General features: G+C 39.0%; 1 protein-coding gene. It reads left to right on the top strand.

Going from position 1 to position 264, the window contains the following annotated elements; genetic code table 11:
- Positions 1-264, top strand: a 264-nt coding sequence (locus DW005_RS14075; RefSeq protein ID WP_347461311.1) for a hypothetical protein, incomplete at both ends; no start/stop codon positions are given.

Genomic DNA, 264 nt, shown 5'->3' with positions numbered 1-264 from the left:
ATTGCGCAACCGTCGCAAAGGGAAAATTAAAACCAATGTATTTTATAAGGGGAAAAATCACGAGGCTTACATTTCCCATGTCAAAGTCCAGATTACAGCTTCCAGAAAAGATATTTATCTGGTACTGGTTTATGGCATCACAGAACATCCCATGATGCTTGCCACAAATAAAGAAATCAAGTCCAAAGAGGATGTGATCAAAGTGGCAAGAACCTATTTTTCGCGATGGAAGATCGAGGAATACTTCCGTTGTAAAAAGCAGAT

It is taken from the genome of Clostridium sp. AF36-4 (assembly GCF_003435975.1).
Lineage (GTDB): Bacteria > Bacillota > Clostridia > Lachnospirales > Lachnospiraceae > Eubacterium_F.
This window is presented reverse-complemented; position numbering and strand designations above follow the sequence as displayed.